Source organism: Aureimonas flava, assembly GCF_003583935.1.
In the GTDB taxonomy this organism is placed as follows: Bacteria; Pseudomonadota; Alphaproteobacteria; order Rhizobiales; family Rhizobiaceae; genus Aureimonas; species Aureimonas flava.
The window spans coordinates 421624-438279 of the sequence record NZ_QYRN01000001.1; the positions used below are offsets into that span (position 1 = coordinate 421624).

The 16656-nt window shown below is 68.9% G+C and carries 19 protein-coding genes and 1 tRNA gene; 18 read left to right on the forward strand and 2 right to left on the reverse strand.

Going from position 1 to position 16656, the window contains the following annotated elements; translation table 11 throughout:
- Positions 1–16 precede the first annotated feature (16 nt).
- Positions 17–1039 carry a porphobilinogen synthase gene (hemB, locus tag D3218_RS02080; RefSeq protein ID WP_119538222.1) on the reverse strand — a complete coding sequence of 341 codons (1023 nt, stop codon included), beginning with the start codon at positions 1037–1039 and terminating at the stop codon, positions 17–19.
- 241 nt (positions 1040–1280) lie between these two features.
- On the opposite strand from hemB, the gene D3218_RS02085 reads away from it, so the two are divergent.
- The 9 genes from D3218_RS02085 to nusB all read left to right on the forward strand — a co-directional run bounded on the left by D3218_RS02085 (position 1281) and on the right by nusB (position 8745).
- Positions 1281–1709, forward strand: a complete 429-nt coding sequence (locus D3218_RS02085; protein ID WP_119538223.1) for a DUF6163 family protein — start codon at positions 1281–1283, stop codon at positions 1707–1709.
- Between the two features lie 176 nt (positions 1710–1885).
- Positions 1886–2398, forward strand: a complete 513-nt coding sequence (ldtR, locus tag D3218_RS02090) for a transcriptional regulator LdtR (protein ID WP_119538476.1) — start codon at positions 1886–1888, stop codon at positions 2396–2398.
- A gap of 289 nt (positions 2399–2687) precedes the next feature.
- Positions 2688–4016: a L,D-transpeptidase family protein gene (locus D3218_RS02095; protein WP_245414883.1), complete on the forward strand. Its 1329-nt coding sequence runs from the start codon at positions 2688–2690 to the stop codon at positions 4014–4016.
- 149 nt (positions 4017–4165) lie between these two features.
- On the forward strand, positions 4166–5485 hold the full coding sequence (gene glyA / locus D3218_RS02100; protein ID WP_210209620.1) for a serine hydroxymethyltransferase: 1320 nt from the start codon (positions 4166–4168) through the stop codon (positions 5483–5485).
- Between the two features lie 9 nt (positions 5486–5494).
- The gene (gene nrdR, locus D3218_RS02105; protein ID WP_119538226.1) at positions 5495–5974 is read left to right on the forward strand and encodes a transcriptional regulator NrdR; all 480 of its coding nucleotides are present in this window, start codon (positions 5495–5497) and stop codon (positions 5972–5974) included.
- The gene (gene ribD / locus D3218_RS02110) at positions 5967–7097 is read left to right on the forward strand and encodes a bifunctional diaminohydroxyphosphoribosylaminopyrimidine deaminase/5-amino-6-(5-phosphoribosylamino)uracil reductase RibD (protein ID WP_280959953.1); all 1131 of its coding nucleotides are present in this window, start codon (positions 5967–5969) and stop codon (positions 7095–7097) included. Before nrdR ends, ribD begins: the two co-directional genes overlap by 8 nt.
- Complete coding sequence (locus D3218_RS02115) at positions 7079–7693, forward strand: riboflavin synthase (RefSeq protein WP_119538227.1); 615 nt, start codon at positions 7079–7081, stop codon at positions 7691–7693. Before ribD ends, D3218_RS02115 begins: the two co-directional genes overlap by 19 nt.
- Positions 7694–7796: 103 nt before the next feature.
- Positions 7797–8243 carry a 6,7-dimethyl-8-ribityllumazine synthase gene (locus D3218_RS02120; RefSeq protein WP_119538228.1) on the forward strand — a complete coding sequence of 149 codons (447 nt, stop codon included), beginning with the start codon at positions 7797–7799 and terminating at the stop codon, positions 8241–8243.
- A 1-nt stretch (position 8244) separates the two neighbouring features.
- On the forward strand, positions 8245–8745 hold the full coding sequence (gene nusB, locus D3218_RS02125; RefSeq protein WP_119538229.1) for a transcription antitermination factor NusB: 501 nt from the start codon (positions 8245–8247) through the stop codon (positions 8743–8745).
- Between the two features lie 73 nt (positions 8746–8818).
- Here the strand turns inward: nusB and D3218_RS02130 are convergent, their stop codons facing one another.
- On the reverse strand, positions 8819–9262 hold the full coding sequence (locus D3218_RS02130; protein ID WP_210209628.1) for an outer membrane protein assembly factor BamE: 444 nt from the start codon (positions 9260–9262) through the stop codon (positions 8819–8821).
- Between the two features lie 228 nt (positions 9263–9490).
- On the opposite strand from D3218_RS02130, the gene D3218_RS02135 reads away from it, so the two are divergent.
- The 9 genes from D3218_RS02135 to D3218_RS02175 all read left to right on the forward strand — a co-directional run bounded on the left by D3218_RS02135 (position 9491) and on the right by D3218_RS02175 (position 16612).
- A complete protein-coding gene (locus D3218_RS02135; RefSeq protein WP_168990390.1) occupies positions 9491–10039 on the forward strand; it encodes a ubiquinol-cytochrome C chaperone family protein in 549 nt (182 codons plus the stop codon).
- A complete protein-coding gene (locus tag D3218_RS02140) occupies positions 10036–10596 on the forward strand; it encodes a YceD family protein (protein ID WP_119538230.1) in 561 nt (186 codons plus the stop codon). Before D3218_RS02135 ends, D3218_RS02140 begins: the two co-directional genes overlap by 4 nt.
- A 52-nt stretch (positions 10597–10648) precedes the next feature.
- Positions 10649–11737 carry a phosphate acyltransferase PlsX gene (plsX, locus tag D3218_RS02145; protein WP_119538231.1) on the forward strand — a complete coding sequence of 363 codons (1089 nt, stop codon included), beginning with the start codon at positions 10649–10651 and terminating at the stop codon, positions 11735–11737.
- 2 nt (positions 11738–11739) lie between these two features.
- Positions 11740–12705, forward strand: a complete 966-nt coding sequence (locus tag D3218_RS02150) for a beta-ketoacyl-ACP synthase III (RefSeq protein ID WP_119538480.1) — start codon at positions 11740–11742, stop codon at positions 12703–12705.
- A 106-nt stretch (positions 12706–12811) separates the two neighbouring features.
- Entirely contained in the window at positions 12812–13153 is a 342-nt protein-coding gene (locus D3218_RS02155) for an integration host factor subunit alpha (protein WP_119538232.1), read from the forward strand.
- Positions 13154–13169: 16 nt separating this feature from the next.
- Positions 13170–13715 (forward strand): MerR family transcriptional regulator, encoded by a 546-nt coding sequence (locus D3218_RS02160; protein ID WP_119538233.1) that lies wholly within the window; start codon positions 13170–13172, stop codon positions 13713–13715.
- A gap of 61 nt (positions 13716–13776) precedes the next feature.
- Positions 13777–13853: transfer RNA gene (locus tag D3218_RS02165), tRNA-Pro, on the forward strand.
- Positions 13854–14084: 231 nt separating this feature from the next.
- Positions 14085–15623 carry a UxaA family hydrolase gene (locus D3218_RS02170; protein WP_119538234.1) on the forward strand — a complete coding sequence of 513 codons (1539 nt, stop codon included), beginning with the start codon at positions 14085–14087 and terminating at the stop codon, positions 15621–15623.
- On the forward strand, positions 15620–16612 hold the full coding sequence (locus D3218_RS02175; RefSeq protein WP_425359282.1) for a GntR family transcriptional regulator: 993 nt from the start codon (positions 15620–15622) through the stop codon (positions 16610–16612). Before D3218_RS02170 ends, D3218_RS02175 begins: the two co-directional genes overlap by 4 nt.
- The last annotated feature ends 44 nt before the right edge of the window (positions 16613–16656 follow it).

Below are 16656 nucleotides of genomic sequence, written 5' to 3' on the forward strand. Positions count from 1 at the left end.
CAATGGCCGGGACCGATCAGCCCCGGTGCAGGGCCTTCGCCACGCGCGGCGCGAAGTAGCTCAGGATTCCCGAGGCCCCCGCGCGCTTGAAGGCACGCAGCGATTCGAACATCGCCTTGTCGCCGTCGATCCAGCCGTTCTGGGCGGCCGCCATGATCGTCGAATACTCGCCCGACGTCTGGTAGGCGAAGGTCGGCATGCGGAACTCGTCCACCAGCCGTGCGAGGATGTCGAGATAGGGCATGCCCGGCTTGACCATGATCATGTCGGCGCCCTCGGCCACGTCCTGCGCCGCCTCGCGAAGGGCTTCCAGCGCGTTGCCCATGTCCATCTGGTAGGTGCGCTTGTCGCCGCGCAGCGCCCCCGCCGAGCCCACCGCGTCGCGGAAGGGGCCGTAGAACGCGGAGGCGTATTTCGCGGCGTAGGACATGATCATCGCGTCGCCGAACCCTTCGGCGTCGAGCGCGGCGCGGATGCAGGCGACGCGCCCGTCCATCATGTCGGACGGGCCGACGATGTCGCAGCCGGCGCGCGCCTGGACCAGGGCCTGGCGGCACAGGATCTCCACCGTCTCGTCGTTGACGATCACGCCGTCGCGCACGATGCCGTCGTGGCCGTGGCTGGTGTAGGGATCGAGTGCGACGTCGCACAGGATGCCGACCTCCGGCACCACGTCCTTGATCGCACGCGTGGCACGGCACACGAGGTTGTCGGCGTTCAGCGCCTCGCTTCCGGCCTCGTCGCGCAGCGAGGCGTCGGTGTAGGGGAACAGCGCGATCACCGGGATGCCGAGATCGGCGGCCTCGCGTGCGGCCTCGACGCATCCCGCGACCGACAGCCGGGACACGCCGGGCATGGATGCGACCGGCTCCGGCCCGCCGTCACCCTCGCGCACGAAGATCGGCCAGATCAGATCGTCCACGCGCACATCCGTCTCGCGCACCAGACGCCGCGCCCAGTCGCTCTGGCGCAGGCGGCGCAGCCGCGCGCCGCCCGTGGCGCGGTCGATCATGCCGGTCATCGGATTGCGCTCGGCCATGCTGCCAGTCCCTTCCGTGTCGTTCCGGCAGTGCTATGCCCCCGGCGTCCTGGCTTGCACAACCCCCCGAAAGGCGCTGGGCATCGCGCCGCAAGATTGACGCGGACATCGAGCATGCCTAGCCTTTGTCCGTCGCGCGGCGTCCTTCATAGGTTCTGCCCGCGCCTCCATCAGGACTCGGAATGATCCCACAAACCCCCGAATTCGCGCACGGCCCCCGCGGCGCGGCGCCTCGGCGTTCATGACGCTGGAAATCTTCGAGCGGGATCGGGACGCGTCGCTCAATCGTGCATTGATCGTCTGGCTGTGCCGGATCGCGGGACTGGCGATGTTCGGCATGGGCCTCGTCTACTGGATCCGGCTGATCGGCGTCTTCGACGGCCCGCTCTGGCGATTCGACCTGATGCCCGTCTGGTGGCGCATCGCGGGGCCGACCCTGGCGGTGCTGTATCCGGTCGCCGGAACGGGCCTCTGGCTCGCGACCTCGTGGGGCGGGGTGATCTGGATCCTGGTGGCGGCCTGCGAGGCGATCATGCGCCTGGGCTTCCCGCATCTCTTCGGGGCGGATCCGCTGCTTCTGGGCGGACACGCCTTCGGACTGGCGCTGCTCGCCGCCCTGCGGATCGTCGGCGCCTTCGAGAGGCGCCAGCGCATGCGCGGCGATCGGTGAGGCGAAACAGGTCGCATTGGCGCGTCCGCGTTGACTTTGCATTCAGCAAGATCGCGATCGAATTCCTTAAACCGTGTGTTAAGGCTGCGTTTTAAAACGAATTTTAGACGCAGCACGTAAGTTCTCCCACAAGACGAGGTCATGAAGAACCTCGGAAAGCAACAGTGGGATCGATCATGAAGAATACGGTCGCCAAGCGCCCTGCAGAGCTTGTGAAGGAAGACAAGCCCGAGCTGAAGATGCTGTACCTCGAGACGCTGCAACTGGTGGAGCGCCTTCACCGCCGGCTGCTGGACGTAATCAAGGACGAGTTCGACCGCAACGGCCGGACGGACATCAACGCGGTCCAGGCCCTGCTGCTCTTCAACATCGGCGATTCCGTGCTGACCGCCGGCGAGCTGCGCACCCGCGGCTTCTATCTCGGCTCCAACGTCTCCTACAACCTGAAGAAGCTGGTGGAGCTCGGCTTCATCGACCACCAGCGTTCGCGGGTCGACCGCCGGGCGGTGCGCGTCTCGCTCACCAAGTCGGGTCTCGGGGTCGCCGAGATCGTGGCCGAGCTGTACGACCGCCATATCGGCTCGATCGACAAGGTCGGCGGCCTCGACGAGGGCGAGTTCCAGAAGCTCAACAAGTCGCTCCAGCGCCTCGACCGCTTCTGGAACGACTCCATCATGTACCGCCTCTGAGAGGCTTCCGGTCGGCGGGTCGCGCCCCTCCGGTCCGCGATCGTCCCCCAACCCCGCGAGCGTCGTCCCGCTCGCGGGGTTTTTTGCAACACCCGCGCCGAAACATCTCGCCCGGTCAGGGCTTTGGCGCGCCCGCTCCCCCTTTTTGCCGCATTCCATGCCCATTCGGATATCCATGCGGCAGGCGCACGTGCCCTGTCGGATCCGTGATTGCCCGTTACGCTTTGGTTTACCAAGCCGCCCCTATGTTGCGGCGCAAGTGGGCATGACTTGCCAAGGGGTTTCGAGAATGGCGCAAGGCGCAGACAACCGTTCGATCCGCATGAACCGTCGCCGCTTCGTGGCCGGTGCCGCGACCCTTCTGGGCGCGGGCGCCTTCGCCGGCGCCGCGAGGGCGCAGTCCGCCCTCCAGGGCGTTCTCGCAGCCCCGAACCGGGGCGGCTGGAACGACCAGTTCGACACCCGGCAGGCCAGCGTCCGCAACGTCGCGTCCAACCAGCCCGTCTTCTCCGCCAACACGCTGAACGCGATGCAGCAGGCGGTGAGCCAGTATCAGCAGATCGCCATGTCGGGCGGCTGGGCGCGCGTGCCCGACCAGTCCAAGCTCGAGCTCGGCGTCCAGAACGCCGCCGTGCCGTATCTGCGCGAGCGCCTCGTCGCCTCGGGCGACCTCGACCGCTCGGCCGGCGCCTCGCAGGCCTTCGACACCTATGTCGACGCCGCCGTGCGCCGCTTCCAGGCCCGCCACGGCCTGCCGGCCGACGGATCGGTCGGCGAGTTCACGTTCAAGGCCCTGAACGTGCCGGCCGACATGCGCCTGAACCAGCTCAACACCAACATCCAGCGCCTGTCCGCGATCCAGCTCGATCCGGGCCGCTTCGTGATGGTCAACATCCCGGCCGCCTCGATCGAGGCGGTGGAGAACGGCCGGGTCGTGCAGCGGCACACGGCGGTGGTGGGCAAGATCGATCGCCAGACGCCGATCCTCGACTCCAAGATCACCAACCTCAACTTGAACCCGTACTGGCACGCGCCGGCGTCGATCGTCCGCAAGGACATCATCCCGCTGATGCAGAAGGATCCGACCTATCTGCAGCGCAACGACATCATCATCTATGCGGGCGACGGGAGCGTGATCCCGCCGGAGACGATCAACTGGCAGACCGACGAAGCGGTGAAGTACCTGTTCCGCCAGAATCCGGGCCGGATGAACGCCATGTCCTCGGTGAAGATCAACTTCCCGAACCCCTATTCGGTCTACATGCACGACACCCCGCAGCAGAGCGTGTTCTCGCAGCTCATGCGCTTCGAATCGTCGGGCTGCGTGCGTGTCCAGAACGTGCGCGACCTGATCGTCTGGCTGGCGCGCGACACGCCGGGCTGGGACCGCGCGGCGATCGAGCGCACGATCTCCGCCCGCACGCGCCAGGACGTCGATCTGACGAACCCGGTGCCGCTGCACTTCACCTACCTGACGGCCTGGGCCACGGATCCGACCGTGGTCCAGTTCCGCGACGACATCTACGCCCGCGACGGGGCCGAGCAGCTCGTGATGACCGACGCGCGCCCCACCGCCTACGCCTCGGGCGAGCAGGTCTACGCCGACGTGCCGTACTGAACGGCGCGCGCTTCGCATGAGGAGGGGCCCGGCGGCGACGCCGGGCCCTTTCGCGTTCCCGATCCGCTTGTGGCGCCGGGTGCCGGAACGTGGTAAGGCGCCGCCAAATCGCGGCCCCTCAGCGCCGCCGATGAGAGGAGCTCCCCGTCATGTCGCACGCTCACGCCATGGATACGGCGTCCGCACACAACGGCTTCTTCACCGATGGCATCGCCGCCGTCGACGCCGACCTCTTCGGCGCGATGCGTGACGAGCTGCACCGTCAGCAGCACGAGATCGAGCTGATCGCCTCCGAGAACATCGTCTCGCGCGCCGTTCTCGAGGCGCAGGGCTCGGTGCTCACCAACAAGTACGCCGAGGGCTATCCCGGCCGCCGCTACTACGGCGGCTGCGAGTATGTCGACGTGGTCGAGCAGCTCGCGATCGACCGGGCCAAGGCGCTGTTCGGCTGCGGCTTCGCCAACGTCCAGCCGAGCTCGGGCAGCCAGGCCAACCAGGGCGTGCTCTTGGCCCTGACCAAGCCGGGCGCGACCATCCTCGGCATGAGCCTCGACGCCGGCGGCCACCTGACGCACGGCGCCAAGCCCAACCTGTCCGGCCGTTGGTTCAACGCCGTGCAGTACGGGCTCGACCTGCGGACCGGCCTGATCGACTACGACGAGGTCGAGCGGCTGGCGCACGAGAACAAGCCGGAGATCATCGTGGCGGGCGGCTCGGCCTATTCGCGCGTCATCGACTTCGCGCGCTTCCGTGCGATCGCCGATGCGGTGGGAGCCTATCTCTGGGTCGATATGGCCCACTTCGCCGGTCTCGTGGCGGGCGGGCAGCATCCGAGCCCGTTCCCGCACGCCCACGTCGCGACCTCCACCACGCACAAGACCCTGCGCGGCCCGCGCGGCGGCCTGATCCTCACCAACGACGAGGACATTGCCAAGAAGATCAATTCGGCGATCTTCCCGGGTCTCCAGGGCGGCCCGCTGATGCATGTCATCGCCGGCAAGGCCGTTGCCTTCGGCGAGGCCCTGCAGCCGGCCTATCGCAGCTACATCAAGGCGGTGGCCGACAACGCGCGGGCGCTGGCAGAGGTGCTGCGCGAGGGCGGCGTCGACATCGTGTCCGGTGGCACCGACACGCACCTGATGCTGGTGGACCTGCGGCCCAAGATGCTGACCGGGAAGTCCGCCGAGACGGCGCTCGGCCGCGCCGGCATCACCTGCAACAAGAACGGCGTGCCCAACGATCCGGAGAAGCCGACGATCACGTCCGGCATCCGCGTCGGAACGCCGGCCGCCACCACGCGCGGCTTCGGCATCGAGGAGTTCCGCGAGGTCGGCCGACTGATCGTCGAGGTGCTCGACGGGCTGAAGGCGTCGAACTCGGACGAGGGCAACGCGGCCACCGAGGCTCGCGTCAAGGCCAAGGTGCTCGAACTGACCGGCCGCTTCCCGATCTACGCCAATCTCGGCTGATCCCGGTCCATGCGTTGCCCCTTCTGCGGGTCGCCGGACAGCCAGGTGAAGGATTCGCGCCCCGCCGAGGATGGCGGGGCGATCCGGCGCCGGCGCGTCTGCCCCGACTGCAGCGGGCGGTTCACGACCTTCGAGCGCGTCCAACTCCGCGACCTGATGGTGGTCAAGAAGTCCGGCCGGCGCGTTCCGTTCGAGCGGGACAAGCTCGCGCGCTCGATCCACACCGCGCTGCGCAAGCGGCCGGTGGAGGAGGAGCGGGTGGAGCGCATGATCTCCGGCATCGTGCGCCAGCTCGAATCCACCGGCGAGTCCGATGTTCCCTCGGATGCGATCGGACGGCTGGTGATGGAGGCGCTGCGCGGCTTCGACGACGTGGCATTCGTTCGCTTCGCCTCCGTGTATCGCGACTTCCGCGAGGCGCGCGACTTCGAGTCCGTGATCGCGGAACTCACCGCCGCGCCGGAAACCGCAACGGAAGACCGTGGCTGATTCATTCCAACGGCAGGACGCCGACGACCGGCGCTTCATGGCCGCCGCACGTCGCCTGTCGCTGCGCCATGTCGGGCTGACGGCGGAGAACCCTTCGGTCGGCACGCTGCTGGTCCAGGGGGAGGGCGGGGACGCGCGCATCGTCGGGCGCGGGGTGACGGCGATCACCGGGCGCCCCCATTCCGAGCGTGTCGCGCTGGAGGACGCCGGCGCCGCCGCGCGCGGCGCCACCGCCTACGTGACGCTGGAGCCCTGCGCCCACCACGGGCGGACGGGCCCTTGCGCCGACGCGCTGGCCGCGGCGGGCGTGGCGCGGGTGGTGATCGGCGCGGCGGATCCCGACCCCCGCGTCGACGGGCGCGGCATCGCCATCCTCCGCAAGGCCGGCATCGTCGTGCGCGAACTCTTCGAGGCCGGCGGTTCCGGCCGTCCGTTCGAGGGATTCCTCTCGCGCCTTCGTCGCGGCCGCCCGCACGTGACGCTCAAGATGGCCGTTTCGGCCGACGGGGCGGTCGGGCGACCCGGCCCCGAGCGGGTGGGCATCAGCGGCGCGGTGGCCAACCGCCAGGTCCACCTGATGCGCGCCGGCATGGACGCGATCATGGTGGGCGTCGGAACGGCGCTCGCCGACGACCCGATGCTGACATGCCGCTTGCCCGGGCTCGAGGCGCGCTCCCCGATCCGCATCGTAGTGGACCCGCAGCTTCGTCTTCCGCTCGGCAGCCGCCTCGTGCGCACGGCGGTCGACGTGCCGACGCTGATCGCCACCACGCGCGCCGCCGACGCGGCCGCCGTGCCCTATCGGCGCGCCGGCTGTGGCCTCGTGCCGCTGGAAGGCTACGACGCGGACGACCTGCGGGCGTTGCTGCGCTTCATGCCGTCGGTCGGGGTCCAGAGCCTGATGGTGGAGGGCGGGCCGGCGCTCGCCAACGCGTTTCTATGGGCCGGGCTCGTGGATCGTATCGTGCTCGTCCGCTCGGCCGCGGTGGTCGGAGACCTCGGCATCGCCGCGCCGGAGGGCGTGCTCGCGCCGCGCGGCTTCCGGCTCGGGCGTCGCGAGCGGTTCGGCGCGGATGTTTGGACCGAATGGGAAAGGGACGACGCATGTTCACCGGAATCGTGACCGATGTCGGCCGCATCGCCTCGTCTGAGACGCTGGACGCCGGCCGCCGTTTCCGTATCGAGACGGCCTACGAGCCCGCCGGCATCGCGATCGGCGCGTCCATCGCCTGTTCCGGCGTCTGCCTGACCGTGACCCGGCTGCCCGAGGCCGGCGCGAACCAGCGCTGGTTCGAGGTCGAGGCCTGGGAGGAGGCGTTGCGCCTCACCACGGCGTCGCGCTGGGCCGAGGGCTCGCGCCTCAACCTGGAGCGCGCGCTCCGGGTCGGCGACGAACTGGGCGGGCACCTCGTGTCCGGCCACGTCGACGGCCAGGCTCGCATCGTGGCGCGGGCGGAGGAGGGCGAGGCGGTGCGCTTCACCCTCGAGGCGCCGCCCGCCCTGTCGCGCTTCGTGGCCCCCAAGGGCTCGGTCTGCCTCGACGGGACGTCGCTGACGGTGAACGGCGTCGCCGGCCACCGGTTCGACGTGCTCCTGATCCGCCATTCGCTGGAAGTGACGACGTGGGGCGAAAAGCAGGCGGGCGACGACGTGAACCTTGAGGTCGATCAGATTGCGCGCTATGCGGAGCGTCTGTTCGGGCCCGGACAGGCCGAGTAGTTCGGAAGGCCGGCCGCGCCCCAAGTTCCCGCTCGCTTGCATCGCGTGACCCGGCGCCCGGCGCGTCGCCGTCGCGCGTTTCGTCCCGCTCTGGAAAGTTGCCATGTCCGCTCCGCATCTGCTCATCATCGAGGCCCGGTTCTACGACCACATCGCGGACCACCAGTTGGCGGGCGCCAAGGCCCATCTCGATGCGGCGGGCGCGACCTACGACGTGGTGACGGTGCCGGGCGCGCTGGAGATCCCAGCCGTGGTCGGCTTCGCGCTGACGGGAGCGGACGAGGGCGGGACCGACTACGACGGTTTCATCGCGCTGGGTTGCGTGATCCGGGGCGAGACCTATCATTTCGACATCGTCGCCAACGAATCCTGCCGCGCGCTGATGGATCTCTCGGTTCACGAGGGGCTTGCGATCGGCAACGGCATTCTGACGGTCGAGAACGAGGAACAGGCACTGGAGCGGGCGATGACGGACCGCAAGAACAAGGGCGGCGACGCTGCGGCCGCCGCGCTCGCCATGATCGCCATGCGCAAGCGTCTCGGAGCCTGACATGGCCGAAGCTGCCCTCCGCACGTTCCGCCCGGCCAACAAGCGCGGCGCCGCCCGCCTCGCCGCCGTCCAGGCGCTCTACCAGATGGATGTCGGCGGCACCGGCCTCCTGGAGACCGTCGCCGAATACGAGACCTTCCGCCTTGGCCAGGAGGTCGACGGCGAGACCTATCGAGAGGCGGATGCCGCCTGGTTCCGCGATATCGTGTCCGGCGTGGTGCGCGGCCAGACCTTCATCGACCCGCTGATCCATTCCTCGCTGACCACCGACTGGCCGCTGGCGCGCCTCGACACCACGCTGCGCGCCATCCTGCGCGCCGGGACCTACGAGGTGACCGCGCGCAAGGACGTGCCGGTCGCGGTGATCGTCAGCGAGTATGTCGACATCGCCAAGGCCTTCTACGACGAGGACGAGGCGCGCCTCGTGAACGCCGTGCTCGACCGCGTCGCCCGCCGCTCGCGGGGCGAGGGACGGGGGCAGGACCCGAAGGAAAAGGACTGACCGCCGGACGGTCGCCGGCTGACGTGCTCCAAGAAAAAAGGCCGGCGATGCCGGCCTTTTTCGTGTTCCGGCCTCAGCGCCCGGAGTTGAGGCCGCTGGAGCGGCCCATCGAATCGAGGATGTTGCCCGTGCCCGGACCCTCGTCCGACAGGATCGAGCCGAGGAAGCTCGTGTCGCGTCCGCCAGTGGGCGTGGTGCGCGAGATGAAGTCGAAGACCTTGCCGTCCTGCAGGCCGTAGTTGGCGATCTGGCGCACCGTGTTGTCGGGCCCGAAGTAGACCGCCAGGATGCGCTGTTCGACGAGGCGCGGTTTCATGAAGGCCACGGGCCGGACCCGCTTCTGCGAGATGTAGTAGAACACCTCGTTGTCGAAGGTGGCGGTGGTGGACGGCGAACCGAGCGCCAGGAGGACCTGGTCGCGGCTGGAGCCGACCGGCACCTGCGCGAGCGCCTGCTCGTCCACGATGTAGCCCTGATTGTAGACCTGCGAGGTCTGGCATCCGGCCAGGGCGATCATGGCGCCGACGCTGGTCGCCAGGACCACGCGGCGCAACGGGCGATGGATCTCGATCACGCGGATGCTACTCCTCCCGAGGGAATCGGTTTTGCGTTCCGTAGGCGGGGAATGGTCGGAAAGTGAGGCACTGCCGCCGCCCCGAAGGTGGCGACTTGGTAAAGCACCTTGCCAACCGTTGCAATCCGGCCGCATGCGTGCGAACCCCACCTGCCAAACCTGGAGGACGACGTGGGAATTCTGGCCCGTCTGCGGCGCGATCGTCGAAACCGGGAGATCGTCGACCGTCTTTGGGATCAGGTCGTCGCCGCGGCCCGCGACCCCGCGCGTTTCGTGCAGGGCGGCCTGCCCGACACGGTGGAGGGGCGGTTCGAGTCGCTTTCCCTTGAGATGATCGTGCTCCTGCGCCGCTGCGCCGGCGAGCCGCGCCTGAAGGATCTGTCGCAGGACCTCGTGGACCGGTTCATGACCGATCTGGACCATTCCATGCGGGAGATCGGCATCAGCTATCTCGCCGTTCCCAAGCGCATGCGCCGCTTCGCCGCCCGCTTCTATACGCGGGTGCGCGACTGCGAGCCGCCGCTCGCGGCCCGGAACGCCGACGCCCTGGCGGACGCGTTGGCGCGAACCGTCCTGACGGAGGCCGTCGGGGGCCGACCCGATGCGGCGCCGGCTCTGGCGCACCATATGATGACGCAGCAGGCTCGCTACGACGCCCTCGCCACGGACGACGTCCTGGCGGGCCGTCTCCTCGAGCCGCCGACGACGGAGGTCGCATGAACAAAGCCGAGAACGCGGCGCCGCTGAGCCTGCCGGTCCACGTCGCCCGCCTTCCGCAGGCAGGCATGCCCGTCCGCTTCAAGACGACGCCGGCCGAGCGCGCGGCGGTGGCCGAGCGACTCGGCATCCTCGCCGTCGATGCGCTGGAGGCGGACCTCCTGGTCCGGCGCTGGAAGCGCGACGGGATCGCGGTGGAAGGGCGCATCACCGGCGCGCTCGCGCAGGCCTGCGTCGTGACGCTGGAGCCCGTGCACGCGGTGGTGGACGAGCCGGTGGATCTCGTGTTCGTGCCGGAAACCTCCAAGCTCGCGCGGATCCAGCCGGAGGGCGACGGCGAGCTGCACCTCGATCCGGAGGGTGCCGACATCCCCGAGACGTTCCGCGGCGACACGATCGATCTCGGGCCGCTTCTGGAGGAGCTTGTGGGTCTTTCGCTCGACCCTTATCCAAGGGCTCCGGGTGTCGAGTTTTCGGAACTCGACACCGATCCCGATCCATCCGGCGGAAAGGTCTCGCCCTTCGCCGCGCTGGGGCGCCTCAAGGCGTCCGGTGGCTGAGGTCCGCCTGTCCGCCCGGGCAGGCGACGCATCGATCTAAGGCAGGTTATCCTTGTTGTCGAAAACGACCATAACGATCGCACTGGACGCGATGGGCGGCGACCATGGTCCCACCGTCGTGCTCGCTGGCGCGCAGACGGCGCTCGAACGCCATCCCGACATGCGCTTCGTGCTGTTCGGCCAGGAAGACGCGGTGCGTCCGGTGCTCGACGCGATGCCGAAGCTTCGCGAACGGTCCGTGTTCCACCATTGCGACGTGTCGATCCGCATGGACGACAAGCCCTCGCAGGCGCTGCGCCAGGGCCGCTACAAATCGTCCATGTGGAAGGCGATCGAGGCGGTGAAGACCGGCGAGGCGGACGTGGCCGTATCAGCCGGCAACACCGGCGCGCTGATGGCGATGGCCAAGTTCTGCCTTCGCACCATGGCCAACATCGAGCGGCCCGCGATCGCGGCCATCTGGCCCACCCTTCGCGGCGAGAGCATCGTGCTCGACGTCGGCGCGACGATCGGCGCCGACTCACAGCAGCTCATCGACTTCTCGGTGATGGGCGCGGCCATGTCGCGCGCGCTGTTCCAGATCGAGCGGCCGACGGTCGGCCTCCTCAACATCGGTGTCGAGGAAGTGAAGGGGCAGGAGGACATCCGCGAGGCGGGGCGCCTGATGAAGGAGACGCCCATCGACGGGCTCGACTATCGCGGCTTCGTGGAAGGCACCGACCTCGGCAAGGGCACGGTCGACGTGGTGGTCACCGAGGGTTTCACCGGCAACATCGCGCTGAAGACCGCCGAGGGCACGGCTCGCCAGATCGCGTCCTATCTGCGCGCCGCCATGACGCGCACCTGGCTGGCCAAGCTCGGCTACATTCTCGCCAAGAGCGCCTTCGACCGTCTGCGCGACAAGATGGACCCGCGCAAGGTCAACGGCGGCGTGTTCCTCGGGCTCAACGGCGTCGTCATCAAGAGCCATGGCGGCTCCGACGCGGAAGGCACGGCGGCGGCGATCGACGTGGCCTACGCGATGGCGGCCAACGGGCTTCTGGCCAAGATCGAGAGCGACCTCGGGCGGGTCTATGCCAGCGAAGTGTCGCAGCCGCCGGGGCCGGACGGTGCCGGTCCCGCACAGGAGGTGATGCCATGACGATGTTCCGCTCCGTGGTGCGGGGCACGGGCTCGGCGCTCCCCGCCCAGGTCGTCACCAATCAGGACCTCGAAGCGCGGATCGACACCAGCGACGAGTGGATCCAGCAGCGCACCGGCATCCGCCAGCGCCACATCGCCGGGGAGGGCGAGACCACCGTCTCGCTCGGCGAGGCGGCGGCGCGCCGCGCGCTGGACGCCGCAGGCCTCGGGCCGGAGGACATCGACCTCGTGATCCTGGCGACGGCGACGCCCGACAACACCTTCCCGGCGTCCTCGACCCAGATCCAGCGCCGGCTCGGCATCACCAAGGGCTTCGCCTTCGACGTGCAGGCCGTGTGCAGCGGCTTCGTCTACGCGCTCACCACGGCCGACCTCTACCTCAAGGCGGGCATGGCCCGCCGCGCGCTGGTGATCGGCGCCGAAACCTTCAGCCGCATCATCGACTGGACGGACCGCACCACCTGCGTCCTGTTCGGCGACGGGGCGGGCGCGCTGGTGCTGGAGCGCCAGGAGGGCGAGGGCAGCGGTCCGGGCGTCCTGATCTCGCGCCTTCGCGCCGATGGATCGCACGGCGACAAGCTCTTCGTGGACGGGGGCCCGTCCTCCACCGGCACGGTCGGTCAGTTGCGGATGGAGGGGCGCGAGGTCTTCAAGCACGCGGTCGGCATGATCACCGACGTGGTCGAGGACTCGCTCGACGCCCTCTCGCTTTCGCCGACGGACATCGACTGGTTCGTCCCGCATCAGGCGAACCGGCGCATCATCGAGGCCTCGGCCAAGAAGCTCGGCATCCCGATCGAGAAGGTGGTGGTCACCGTCGACCGCCACGGCAACACGTCGGCCGCGTCGATTCCTCTCGCCATCGACCATGCGGTCCGCGACGGGCGGATTTCGGCCGGGAATCTCGTGCTCCTCGAGGCGATGGGCGGCGGCTTCACATGGGGCGCCGTCGTCGTCCGCTGGTGACGCGCGCGCTTGATTCACCCTGTCTTTTCGGTATTTTCCGATGGCTAGCCGAGGCGCTTCACGGCTCGGGGCGGGGGTTCCGGTTCGGTTTCAGCAGGGGTTTCGAATGGGAGACAGGACGGTCACGCGGGCTGATCTCGCCGAGGCGGTTTTCCGCAAGATCGGGCTTTCCCGGTCCGAATCGGCATATCTGGTCGAGTCGATCCTGGAAGAGATCTGCACCACCATCGCCCGAGGCGAGGCGGTGAAGGTTTCGTCCTTCGGCTCCTTCCTGGTTCGCAGCAAGAACGAGCGCGTGGGGCGCAACCCGAAGACCGGCGAGGAGGTCCCGATCTCTCCGCGTCGTGTCGCCGTGTTCAAGCCGTCCAACGTGATGAAGGACCGCATCCTGGCGGCCCACGAGGCGCGCGTCGCGGCCGACCGGCCGGCCCTGAAGGCGGCCGAGTGACGGCCTCGGACCTGTGATGACCGAGAAAAGCGCCAACGCGTTCCGCACCATCAGCGAGGCGGCGGAAGAGCTCGACCTTCCCGCCCACGTCCTGCGTTTCTGGGAAACGCGCTTTCCCCAGATCAAGCCGATGAAGCGCGGCGGCGGGCGGCGGTACTACCGGCCGGACGACGTCGAGCTGCTGAAGGGCATCCGCTATCTCCTCTACGTGCGCGGCTTCACGATTCGCGGGGTTCAGCGAATCTTGAAGGAAAGCGGCCACCGGGCCGTGATGGCGATCGGCGCAGGCGATCTGTCGGGTCTCGACCGCCTTCAGGCCGGCCGCGCGCAGCGCACCGACCCCGAGTCCGTGGCGGACGACGCCGAGGACATCGAGGCGGACGGCGAGGACCAGCCGGTGCCCGAGCAGCGGCGCGGCGGCCTGTCCAATCTCCTGCGCCGGGACCGCGACGCCCATGGCAGTTCCGCAGGGGCCGGCCTCTCGCGCGACGGGGTGGACCGGCTCAACGGCGTGATCCTGGAGCTTCTGGAACTCAAGCGGCTCCTCGATCAGGTACGCTGAAGGCCGCCGGGCCGCCTTCGCGCTTGCATCGCGGGCGCGCATTGATTAGGGAAGCTCTCGTCGGAGCGTAGCGCAGCCTGGTAGCGCACCTGAATGGGGTTCAGGGGGTCGGAGGTTCGAATCCTCTCGCTCCGACCACTCGCCAAGCATCGAATGTGCATGCGATCCTCGCCACGCAGCGCGTCGCGAGGGCGCCGTTCGACATGCCGGCCACCTCTTCAAGCTGATCGACCTCTACCTCTCCTTGTCGCGCGCGTATTCCACGCGCGGACCTCGGCGCATGCGAGCGCGTCGCCGGTTCGACTTGACGCCGCACAGCCAAAAATGTTCATTGCCGACAATAACCATTCCAATTGCCGGAACCGTCCCATGTCGGCTGTCCTCGACGTCTCGCCCACCATCCGCCTGAACGAAAGCGACAACGTCGTGGTCGCGCGCCGCACCATCGCCGCCGGCGAGCCGGTGGGAATCGGCGAAATCCGGGCTGCGGCCGAGATCCCGAGCGGCCATAAGGTGGCGATCGATGCGGTGGCGGAAGGCGGACGGGTCCTGAAATACGGGCAGGTGATCGGCTACGCGACGAAGCCGATCGCGCCCGGCGACCATGTGCATCTCCACAATCTCGGCATGCTGGACAGCGAGGTCCATCACGACTTCGCCGCCGAAGGCCGCCCCACGCCGCTGCTGCCCGAGGCCGAGCGCCGCACCTTCCAGGGCTATGCCCGGGCCGACGGCCAGGTCGGCACGCGCAACTACATCGGCATCGTCTCGTCGGTGAACTGCTCGGCGACCGTTTCGCGCGCCATCGCCGATCACTTCAACCGCAAGGGCGGGTTGGACGGCTTTCCCAACGTCGACGGCGTGGTGGCGCTGACGCATGGCCAGGGCTGCGCCATCAACCTGAAGACCGAGGGCTACACCTATCTTGCGCGCACGCTGAGCGGCTATGCCCGCAACCCGAACTTCGGCGGCATCCTGATGATCGGGCTCGGCTGCGAGACCAACCAGATCTCCTTCATCACCGAGAAGTACGGGCTGGAGGAAGGGCCGCTCCTGCGCACCATGACGATTCAGCAGCTCGGCGGAACGCGGCGGACGGTCGAGGAGGCGAGCGCGATCATCAACGAGATGCTGCCGGCCATCAATGCGGCGGAGCGCACGGAGCAGCCGCTGTCCAAGCTCAAGCTCGCGCTCGAATGCGGCGGGTCCGACGGGTATTCCGGCATCTCGGCCAATCCCGCGCTGGGCTTCGCGTCCGACCTCCTGGTTCGCAACGGCGGAACCGCCTGCCTCGCGGAGACCCCGGAGATCTACGGCGCCGAGCATCTCCTGACGCGCCGTGCCACCACGCCGGCCGTGGCGCAGAAGCTGATGGATCGTATCGACTGGTGGCGTGACTACACCGCCCGGCACGGGGCTGAGCTCAACAACAACCCCTCACACGGCAACAAGGCGGGTGGCCTGACCACCATCCTGGAGAAGTCGCTCGGCGCCGTGGCCAAGGGCGGTTCGATGCCGCTCGAGGCGGTCTACGAGTATGCCGAGCCGATCGACCGGACGGGCTTCGTGTTCATGGACACGCCGGGCTACGATCCGGTGGCGGTGACCGGCCAGATCGCCGGCGGCTGCAACATGCTCGTGTTCACCACCGGTCGCGGCTCGGTCTCGGGTTGGAAGCCGGTGCCGACGATCAAGGTGGCGACCAACAACGCCATGTACGAGCACATGAGCGACGACATGGACGTGAACTGCGGCGGCATCGTCACCGGCGAGGAGACGATCAAGGAATCGGGCACCCGCATGTTCGAGACCATTCTCGCGGTGGCTTCGGGGAAGCGCACGCAGAGCGAGATCTACGACTACGGCGACAACGAGTTCGTGCCCTGGCAGCTCGGCGCGATCACCTGAGCGCCGCGCCGCAGGGGGAGGCGGGCGACCGGCGGCCGACCTACGAGCGCATCGCAGCACTTCTGCGCGGCGCGGTGGATGCGGGCCGGCTTCCGCCCGGCCTCGTCCTGTCCGAAGTGCCGCTGGCACGCCTCTTCGGCGCCAGCCGCTCGCCGATCCGGCAGGCGCTGGCGCAATTGGAGGCGGACGGGCTGGTACGGCGGTTCGACGGGCGCGGCCTCGTCGTAGGCGATTGCGCGCCGAATCGCGCGGCCGTCACGCCGGCGATGCTCGGCCTGTCCGCCGGTGCGCTCGGGTCGATCCACGAACGGACGGCGGACGCGCTCTACTACCGCGTCGAGCGGGAGCTCATCCTCCATTCGCTTCGGGGCGCCTTTCGCGTCAGCGAACTGGCCCTGTCGCGTCATCTCGACGTCGGCCGGAGCGTCGCGCGCGACGTGCTCGTCCGGGCGCAGGGCGCAGGCCTGATCGACAAGGGCGACAACTCGCGCTGGACGGTGGTGCCGCTCGGCCCGGAGCGGATCGACCAGTTCTACGAGCTGCGCATCCTGCTGGAGCCGGTGGCGCTCGGCCAGGCGGCCCCGCGCATCCCGCCGGATCTTCTTGCCGCGGTCGCGGCGGGACACCGCGAGGCGGGGGCGGCGTGGCCAGATCTCGACGCCGCCACGCTGGACCGGCTGGAAACGGACCTTCATGTGCACTGCCTCGACTTCGCGACCAACCCGGAGATCGGCGAGGCACTCCGCCGCAGCCGGATGGTGATGCTGTCGGGCAAGCACGTCCAGCGCGCGCTCGGCGCGACGGCGGCGCTCGACCGCTTCATGGACGAGCATCTCGAGGTGATCGAGGCCCTGCGGCTCGGCCGGACGGCAGCGGCACAGGACGGCCTCGCCCGTCACCTTGCGTCCTCCCGCGCCAAGGCTCTGGAACGTCTCGCCGCGTTCCGGCGGCTGCCGCAGCCCGAACCCGCCCCCTATATCGACGCTTGAGCGTCGGCGGTCGCGGCGCGCTCGGCCACCACATGGGTGGAACG